The 9,428-nt window shown below is 70.6% G+C and carries 4 protein-coding genes; 2 read left to right on the top strand and 2 right to left on the bottom strand.

Translation table 11 applies throughout. The features are described from left to right. Nucleotides 1–1,177, bottom strand: a 1,177-nt coding sequence (locus ACJ73U_RS20315; protein WP_407779234.1) for a S8 family serine peptidase, incomplete at its 3' end; no start/stop codon positions are given. A gap of 11 nt (nucleotides 1,178–1,188) precedes the next feature. Beyond that, nucleotides 1,189–2,592, bottom strand: coding sequence for a type VII secretion integral membrane protein EccD (gene eccD, locus ACJ73U_RS20310; RefSeq protein ID WP_407779233.1), 1,404 nt, complete (start codon nucleotides 2,590–2,592; stop codon nucleotides 1,189–1,191). Between the two features lie 216 nt (nucleotides 2,593–2,808). On the opposite strand from eccD, the gene eccCa reads away from it, so the two are divergent. Both eccCa and ACJ73U_RS20300 read left to right on the top strand, forming a co-directional pair. Then, nucleotides 2,809–6,810, top strand: coding sequence for a type VII secretion protein EccCa (eccCa, locus tag ACJ73U_RS20305; RefSeq protein WP_407779232.1), 4,002 nt, complete (start codon nucleotides 2,809–2,811; stop codon nucleotides 6,808–6,810). A gap of 844 nt (nucleotides 6,811–7,654) precedes the next feature. Further along, on the top strand, nucleotides 7,655–9,424 hold the full coding sequence (locus ACJ73U_RS20300) for a type VII secretion-associated protein (RefSeq protein ID WP_407779231.1): 1,770 nt from the start codon (nucleotides 7,655–7,657) through the stop codon (nucleotides 9,422–9,424). Nucleotides 9,425–9,428: the final 4 nt, after the last annotated feature.

The raw sequence follows: 9,428 nt of genomic DNA, 5'->3' as shown, positions 1-9,428 counted from the left end.
GCACCAGCGCGGCCAGCCCGGCCACGTAGGGCGCCGCGAACGAGGTGCCCTGGATCTGCTGGGCGCTGCCCTTCTCGTCCATGGTCTGGTTCACGAGCCCGCCGTCCGTCCTCGCCGGGTCGAGGGAGATGATCTCGGTGCCGGGCGCGGCGACGCTGACCCACGGCCCGTTGATCGAGAACTGCGCGACCTGGCCGTCCCGCTGCACGGCCGCGACGGACAGCACGTAGTCGGAGAACCACGGCGGGATCACCAGCCACGTCGGGTTCAGCGGGTCCGCGCTGTTCTGCTCCTTGCAGTCGCCCTCCGGCAGGTTGCCGGCCGAGGCGACCACCACCACGTTCTTCTCCTCCACGGCGTACCGCAGCGCCGCCTGCACACCCTTCTCCGGCTCGGTGATCGCGCCGGCCGAGGTGGGCCGGCAGGAGTCCACCGACATGTTGATCACGCCGACGCCGGCGTTCGCGGCCCGGACGATGGCCTTGGCCAGCGTGGTGAGGTTGCCGGCATTGAAGGTCTGGTTGCTCGCCTGGTCCTTGAACTCGAAGTTCCCGCTGGACTGCCGGATGCTGACGATCTGGGCGTCCGGCGCGATGCCGCGGAAGCCGATCTCGGGGTCGGTCGGCTTGGCCGCGATGATGCCGGCGACCTCGGTGCCGTGCCCGTCGCAGTCCTGGAGCCCGTCGCCGCCCCGCTGGACGTAGTCACCTCCGCCGGTCAGCCGGCCCGCCAGGTAGGAGTGCGGGGAGACGCCCGTGTCGATGACCGCGACCCGCTGCCCCTGACCGGTGTACCCGAACCGCGCGATCTCGTCGAAGCGGAGCCGGTCCTGGCCCCACGGCTTGCCGGGTAGCTTCGTGGACCGGTCGGACGAGGTGACGCACGCCCTGCTCAGCTGGTAGTCGCGGTCCGGCTGGCCGTCGTCGTCCGGCGGCGGGTAGTTCGCCGGGAGCGGCGGCGGGGTCGCCATGCTCCCCGCGGGTGCCGTGGACGAGGGCTGGGACGACGTCGACGACGGCGGCTGGGACGACGATGAGGGCGGCGGCTCGGACGACCCCGACGAAGGCGGCTGGGACGACGTCGACGAGGGCTGCGCCGCCGCCGGTATCGCCGGCGCGAACGCCAGCGAGGTGGCGGCGAGCACGGACATGACCCGAGCGGTTCGGGAGACGGCCATGGGAGGTCTCCTCAGCTCGAGGGCAGGATGTTCACGTGCCGCAGTGCGCCGTACAGGTTCATGACGGCGAGCGCGAGCGGCAGCATCACCGCGATGCACACGGCCTCGATGATCTCCACCGTGCGCCGCAGCGGCGGCGAGAACCGCTGCTCCGGGAAGATCACGCCGAGCACCAGCGCCGCGGCCGCGATCAGCACGAGCGAGCCGAACACCCACAGCAGCCGGTCGAACGAGTCGGCCGTGATCAGCCAGCCGATCATGACCCCGGCGGCGGAGAACATGCCGGTGGCGAGCAGCGCGATGGCCTGGCTGCCGTTGGCGTACGTGCGGGCGCGCAGCAGCAGCACCAGCGTGGCGGAGATGGCCGTCAGGACGGCCCAGATGTCGCCCTTGCTCGCGGTGATGACGGCCGAGATCGCGGTCGTCGTGCCGAGGCCGACGATCATGCCGGTCATGTACTCGTGCGCGAGGCCGGCGCGGCGCTCGATGGACCGGTAGTCCGGGAAGCCGCTGTCCTCCTTGAGGTCCTCGGCGCTGCCCGGCACGTTCGGCAGCGGCAGCCTGGCCAGCTGGATCGTCACCCGGGGCAGCACGGACAGCGCGGCGAGCGAGACCGCGGCGGTGCCGGCCGCGATGCCCGGCGCGGGGTGCGCGATCAGGGTGCCGATGGTGAACGCGATGACGCCGACGAGCGCGGCGGACCCGGCCGCGACGAACACGGTGACGCCGGCGCCGATCAGCATGATCGACCCGGACGCCACGATCAGCACCAGCGCGCACGCGAGCAGCAGGCTGGCCCGCCCGGTCTCGCCGGGCACGATGTAGAGGCCGGCCACGAACGCCATCGGCAGCCCGCCGGCGGCGGCGATCAGCACGCCGGCCGTCTCCGCCTGGTAGCCGCGGGCGATGGTGGCGCCGACCGCGACGCACACGATCGCGGCCGCGCCGGCGGCGATCGCGGCGGGCAGGGCGTCCCCACCGAAGAGCGGACCGGTCATCAGCACGGTGATCGCCGCGAGGACCAGCGCGAGCGCGCCCGCGATGTAGCCGATGCGGTTCGCGGTCTGCTTGGTCCAGGGCCGGTAGCTGTCCGGGGTGGACTCGGCGATGGCGTCGACGACGTCGTCGTACAGGGGCGGCGGCGGGTTCTCGGCCCGCTTGCGCAGCTGTAACAGCTCACCGTCGACGATGCCCAGCGAGGCGAGGGTGCGGCTCGGGTCGAGCGGGGAATCACCCAGCTTGGCGAGGCACCAGCCGCCGTGCCGCGCGCCGCCGTCCGGCGTGACCTCCTTGGCCATCTCCAGCAGCATCGGCAGCAGGTCGGCCACCGCGACACCGGCCGGGAGCGCGACGTCGATGCGTGTTCTCGGCGCGACCACCGTCACCCGGCTGAACACAGTCGTACCGGTTGCCACCCTCGACCCCCGCTCACCAGTCGTCTCTTCATAACCACCCCTCGTTGTCGGGGGCGGCCCCTAGTATGGCCTTGCCGGTGCGCGCGCGTGCGCGGGTTCCGGCAATAAGGGGTTCCGGACCAGGTGAGGGGTAGTTCTCGTGAGCGGAGCTTGCGGAGCGCACAATCGAACACAGGGCGACCGCGAGCGGCAACACCGAGCCGGCGAGGGGTTGTCGTGAGCACGCTTCAGTTCAAGCGTTCACCTCGGCTCGCCGCGCCGCGGCAGCCGGGCGGCGAGGTGCACCTCGAGCCGCCGCCCGAGGTACCCCGCGTCATCCCCGGCAACATCCTGATGAAGCTCATGCCGGTCGTGATGGTCATCGCGATGCTCGGCATGATGGCCCTGATGTTCACCGCGGGCGGCGCCGTCGGTCGCAACCCGGTGACGCTGCTGTTCCCCATGATGATGATGTTCTCGATGGTCGGCATGTTCGGCCAGAACCGTGGGGGCGGCCAGAAGAAGGCCGAGATGAACGAGGACCGCAAGGACTACCTGCGGTACCTCGGCCAGATGCGTGACCGCGCCCGGGAGGCCTCGCTCGACCAGCGCGCGGCGCTGGAGTGGGTGCACCCCGACCCGCAGGCGCTGTGGTCGATGGCCACCAGCCGCCGCATGTGGGAGCGCCGCCAGTCCGACCCCGACTTCTGCCACCTGCGTGCCGGCCGCGGTTCGCAGCGGCTCGCGACCCGGCTCGTGCCACCGCAGACCGGCCCGGTCGACGAGCTGGAGCCGATCGCCACGCTGGCGCTGCGCCGGTTCGTGCGCGCGCACTCGATCGTGCCCGAGCTGCCGATCCAGATCGCCATCCGCGGCTTCGCGGCCGTGGGCCTCTCCGGCGACAAGGAGCTGACCCGCGGCCTGGCCAGGGCGCTGCTCGCCCAGCTCGTGACGTTCCACACGCCCGACGACGTGCTGATCGCCGTCGTCACCTCGGGCCGCGCGAAGGCCGAGTGGGAGTGGGCGAAGTGGCTGCCGCACGTGCAGCACCCGACGATGGTCGACGGCATCGGCCAGATGCGGATGATGGCCGGCTCGCTCGCGCAGGTGGAGGACTGGCTGGACGAGGAGCTGCGCGACCGGCAGCGGTTCACCCGCAACGCGCCGCCGCAGCCCGACCAGCCGCAGGTCGTGATCGTCATCGACGACGGCGAGGTCACGCGCGAGGAGCAGATCATCCTGGAGGAGGGGCTCGTCGGCGTCACGCTGATGGACCTGTCCGACAGCCTCGGCAACCTCACCGCCCGCCGCGGCCTGCGGCTCGTGGTCGAGGAGGACCGCCTGGGCGCCCGCAGCGCGTCCGGCGTGGAGTGGTTCGCCAACCCGGACACGATGACGGTGGCCGAGGCGGAGGCGCTGGCCCGCAAGCTCGCCCCGTACCGGTTGGGAGCCGCGGCGGCGGATGACGGCGGCGAGGAGCCGCTGCTGTCCAACCCGACGCTGCTGGAACTGCTGGGCATCCCCGGCGACCCGATGACGTTCGACGTGCAGCAGGCGTGGCGGCCCCGCCCGATCCGCGACCGGTACCGGGTGCCGTTCGGGGTCGGCGAGTTCGGGCAGCCGGTCGAGCTGGACATCAAGGAAGCGGCCATGGAGGGCATGGGCCCGCACGGCCTGTGCATCGGCGCCACCGGTTCCGGCAAGTCCGAGTTCCTGCGCACCCTGGTGCTGGGCATGCTGGCCACGCACTCGTCGACCAACCTCAACTTCGTACTGGTCGACTTCAAGGGTGGTGCGACGTTCCTCGGTCTCGACTCGTCACCGCACGTCGCCGCGGTCATCACCAACCTGCAGGACCAGCTGATCCTGGTCGACCGCATGAAGGACGCGCTCGCCGGTGAGATGAACCGGCGGCAGGAGGCGCTGAAGAACGGCGGCAACTTCAAGAACGTGTGGGAGTACGAGAAGGCCCGCGAGAACGGCGCCGACCTCGACCCGCTGCCCGCGCTGTTCATCGTGGTCGACGAGTTCTCCGAGCTGCTGTCGGCCAAGCCGGACTTCATCGACCTGTTCGTCGCGATCGGGCGTCTGGGCCGGTCGCTCCAGATGCACATGCTGCTGGCCTCGCAGCGCCTGGAGGAGGGCAAGCTGCGTGGTCTGGACTCCCACCTGTCCTACCGGATCGGTCTGAAGACGTTCTCCGCGGCCGAGTCCCGTGCGGCGATCGGTGTGCCGGACGCGTTCGAGCTGCCGTCGATCCCGGGTTCCGGCTACCTGAAGTACGACACGTCCACGATGGTCCGGTTCAAGGCGGCGTACGTGTCCGGCCCGTACCGGCCCGCCGGCATCCAGACCGCGGGGCCGGCCGCGCCGATCTCCGGCGACCGCCGCGCGAAGCTGTTCGTGCCGGACTTCATCGAGATCCCGAAGGAGCCGGAGAAGCCGCTCGAGTTCGTGGCCGAGGCGCCGCGGCCGGAGAGCAGCGCGCCGACCGAGCCGAGCGAGCTGGACGTCATCGTGGGCCGGCTGGTCGGCCAGGGTCCGCCGGCGCACGAGGTGTGGCTGCCGCCGCTCGACACGCCGAACTCGCTGGACACGCTGCTGCCGCCGCTGCAGCCGACCGAGGACCGCGGGCTCTCGCCGGCCGGGTTCTTCGGCAACGGCCGCCTGCAACCGCCGCTCGGCCTGATCGACAAGCCGTTCGAGCAGCGCCGCGACCTGCTGTGGGCGGACTTCTCCGGTGCCGCCGGCCACGCGGCGATCGCGGGTGGTCCCCAGTCCGGCAAGTCGATGATGCTGCGCACGCTGGTGATGTCGATGGCGCTGACGCACACCGCCGAGGAGGTGCAGTTCTACTGCGTCGACCGTGGTGGTGGCACGCTCGGCACGCTGCAGGGGCTGCCGCACGTCGGTGGCGTCGCGGGCCGGCTGGAGCCGGACAAGATCCGCCGCATCGTGGCCGAGGTGACCGGCGTGATGGCCGCGCGCGAGGAGCTGTTCCGGGACCACTCCATCGACTCCATGACCGACTTCCGCAACCGCAAGCGCCGCGGTGAGCTGCGGGAGGACCCGTGGGGCGACGTGTTCCTGATCATCGACGGCTGGATGAACTTCCGGCAGGAGTTCGAGGCGGTCGAGCCGCAGGTGCTCAACATCGCCGCGCAGGGTCTGTCCTACGGCGTGCACGTGATCATCACGGCGAACCGGTGGGCGGAGATCCGGCCCGCGATGAAGGACCTGCTGGGCACTCGTTTCGAGCTGCGCCTCGGTGACCCGAGCGAGTCCGAAGTGGACCGTCGGGTGGCGGTGAACGTCCCGGAGGGCCACCCGGGCCGCGGTCTCTCCCGGGACAAGCTGCATTTCCTGGTGGGCCTGCCCCGCATCGACGGCTCCAGCAACGACGAGGACGTGGCGAACGGCGTGCAGGACGCCATCGCCAAGATCAACGGCGCGTGGCGGGGCCGCCGCGCACCGCAGGTCCGGCTGCTTCCCGAGCAGCTGCCGTACGAGGACCTGCTGGCCCAGGACGGCCAACGCGGCACGAAGCTCGTTCCCATCGGTGTCAACGAGGACGAGCTGGCACCGGTGTACCTGGACTTCGACGCGGACCCGCACTTCTACGCCCTGATCGACGGCGAGTCCGGCAAGACGAACCTGCTGCGCGTGATCGTGCAGGGCATCACCGAGCGGTACACGAAGAAGGAGGCCCTGATCCTCCTGATCGACTACCGCCGCACGATGCTCGGCTTCGTCAAGAGCGACCAGCTGCTCGGCTACGCGGTCTCCAACCAGCAGCTGACCGGCATGATGAAGGAGATCAGCGGGTCGATGCGCAAACGCCTGCCCGGGCCGGACGTGACCCAGGAGCAGCTGCGCAACCGCTCGTGGTGGAAGGGCCCGGAACTGTTCGTCATCTGCGACGACTACGACCTGGTCTGTCCACAGGGCACCAACCCGTTGACGCCGTTGTCGGAGTTCATCCCGCAGGCCAAGGACGTCGGCCTGCACGTGATCGTCGTGCGGCGCACCGGCGGTGCCGGGCGGGCCATGTACGACCCGGTGCTGGGGAAGCTGAAGGAGATCGCCACACCTGGGTTGCAGGGGGCCGGGTCTCGCGACGAGGGGGCTCTCATCGGGAACGTTCGGCCGTCGGCCATGCCGCCTGGGCGGGGGATGTTGGTTACTCGCAAGGCTGGGCAGCAGTTGATTCAGGTTGGGTGGATTCCGCCGGAGATGTGATTGTCGTGTGTTTGGGATTCCGGGGTGCTGGGGTTCCGGGATTCCGGGGTTCGGGGGTTTCCGGGGGCGGGGGGAGGGGTGTGGCGCGGGGTTGGTAGGTGGGGTGAGTTGGGCGGGGCGAGTTTGAGGTTGGTGGTGGGGTTGGGCGTGGCTTTTGCTTGAGGTTGGTTTGGCTATGGCCGCTTCTTGCTGCCCGGTGTTTGTCGTGCCCTCTTCCTCTCTTGCCTCTAATGCTTCCGCTCCTGCCGCTTCCGCTCCTGCCGCTTCCGCTCCTGCCGCTGCCATCGGCACTCTCGCTTCCGCCGCTTCCGCTGCCACCGCCGCTTCCGTCGCTTCCGCTGCCACCGTCGCTGCCACTCCTGCTGCCGTTTCCGCCGCTCCCTCTCTTGCTCCTGCTGCCGCCGCTGCTCCTGCTCCTGCTCCTGCTGCTGCCGCCGCTGCTGCCGCTGCTGCCGCCGCCGTCGCCGCTGCCGCCGCTGCCGTCGATGCCGCTGCTGCCGCTTCTGCTGCCGCTCCCTCTCTTGCTCCTCCTGCCGCCGCTCCCGCTCCTGCCACCAGTACTCCCGCCACCGCCCCTCCTCCCTCCTCTCCGCCCACTCCTCTCCTGCCTTCCCCGAGGTAGGGCTCTGCCTTCCCTCGAGGTAGGGGCTCGCTGCGGTCTTCTGCTTCGGTCCCTTCTGCGTCCGCCCTGACCGCTCGTTACGGCGCGTTCAACGGGTGGCGGATTCCGTCGATTGTGTGATCCCTTGCCACCGATTGGCCGGTCCCCTCCTACGGCCGACGCGTGGCTCGGTGCTGACCCCTACCATCAGGCTGGGGCTCGCGATGGTTACCGGGGGTGTGGATGACACTGCGGGTGGCGGTCGACTTCGGGACGTCCAGTACGTGCATCGCCGTGGGGGTGCGTGGGCGGGAGCCTCAGGTTGTCGTCGTCGATGGTGGGCCGCTTATGTCTTCGGCGGTTTATGCCGGTGATGACGGGACGCTCTTCGTGGGGCAGGAGGCTGATCGGCAGGCGGCTGTCGATCCTTCCCGGTACGAGCCGCATCCCAAGCGGCGGATCGACGAGACCGAGCTTCTGCTCGGTGCGTCCGTGTTCAAGGTTCGGGACGTCATCCGGGCGGTGCTCTCCCGGGCGGTGGCGGAGGGGCAGCGGGTCGGTGGGCAGGCGGTCGACCAGCTCGTGCTGACTCATCCGGCCGAGTGGGGGGCCATCCGCACCCGGGTGCTTCGGCAGGCCGGTAACGGGCTCGCCGCGCGGGTTGTGCTCGTGCCGGAACCCGTTGCCGCCGCGGTCTTCTACGCTGCCAGCTTTCCCGGGGCGCAGCGGGAGCGGCCCGTTGCCGTGCTCGATCTCGGGGGTGGGACGGTCGACGTGTCCGTCGTGCGGGCCAACCGGCCGCTCGCCACGCATGGGGATCCCACCTTCGGTGGCGCGGACATCGACCAGATCCTGCTCGAGCACGTCGGCGCGCTCGTGTCCAGCACCGACGAGCAGGCCTGGCACGCGCTCGTCGAGGGGCGGGAGCTGCCCGACCGGCGTCGGCGGCGCGTCATCCACCAGGACGTCCGCGGTGCCAAGGAGACCCTCTCGCGGCACAACTACACCGACGTGCCCATGCCGCCACCCTTTCCCGACGTACATCTCACGCGGGCCGACCTTGAGCGGCTGATCACGCCGCACATCGACCGGGCGGCCGAACTCACCGCCGCCACCATTCGCGAGGCCGGGCTCAGGCCCACCGACCTCGCGGGGATCTTCCTCGTCGGCGGGTCGAGCCGGATTCCGCTTGTCTCGCAACTGGTTCACAAGCACTGCGGGGTCATGCCCACCTCGCTGGACCAACCGGAGACCGTGGTCGCGAGGGGAGCGCTGCGGGCCGTGGCCGGCAGCGGCGAGAGCACCGGCGACCTCACCGTGCCCGAGACCGCTCGCGCACCGGTGAGCCGGCCGTTACCGCCGCGTCCCCGGCTCGCGCCGCCGCCGCGGCCGTTGCCCGCGTTGCCGCCCACCCCGGCGGTCGGTAACACGAAGCGACGGTCCGCGTTGCTGCTCACCGGGGCCGCCACGCTCGCCGCGGCCATCGCCATCGTGCTGGTCGTCGTGCTCACCAGTGGCAACGAGCCGCGCTCGGGTGCCACGCCGGTGACGACCACCGGCGAGGTCAGGGGGCGGCTGATCGCGCAGTACGAGTACCAGTTCACCCTCCCCACCGGCTGGCTGCAGACCGGCGGTGACCCCACCCAGCTCCGCACCGAGGTCAAGCCCGCCGACGCGCAGAGCGGTGACGACCTGGTCCTGGTGCAACAGGCCCGCCTCTCCTTCGACAGCGACGCCGACCGGGACCGCGCGGTGGGCAAGCTGCGTGACGACTTCAAAGCGGCCGGTGACACCTTCTCCGACTTCGACGAGGACGCCGACTACGCCGGCCGTGCCGTCATCCACTACCGGCAGGTGCTGCCCAACAAGGACGCCACCGTCGACTGGTACGTCGTCTTCCACCGCAACACCCAGGTCAGCGTCGGTTGCCAGCGGAAGAACTCCGGCGACCGCGCGGCGGAAGTTTCCTCGGCCTGCGAGATGATCGTGCGCACACTGCGCATCACCGAATAGTCTG

The organism is Actinophytocola sp., assembly GCF_045807065.1.
GTDB lineage: Bacteria > Actinomycetota > Actinomycetes > Mycobacteriales > Pseudonocardiaceae > Actinophytocola.
The sequence above is the reverse complement of the archived record's forward strand: the minus strand, read 5'-3'. Positions and strand labels throughout refer to the sequence as shown.

Coding starts and splice junctions, on each gene's coding strand:
- ACJ73U_RS20300 (WP_407779231.1), top strand. CDS start 7,655: ATGACACTGCGGGTGGCGGTCGACTTCGGGACGTCCAGTACGTGCATC.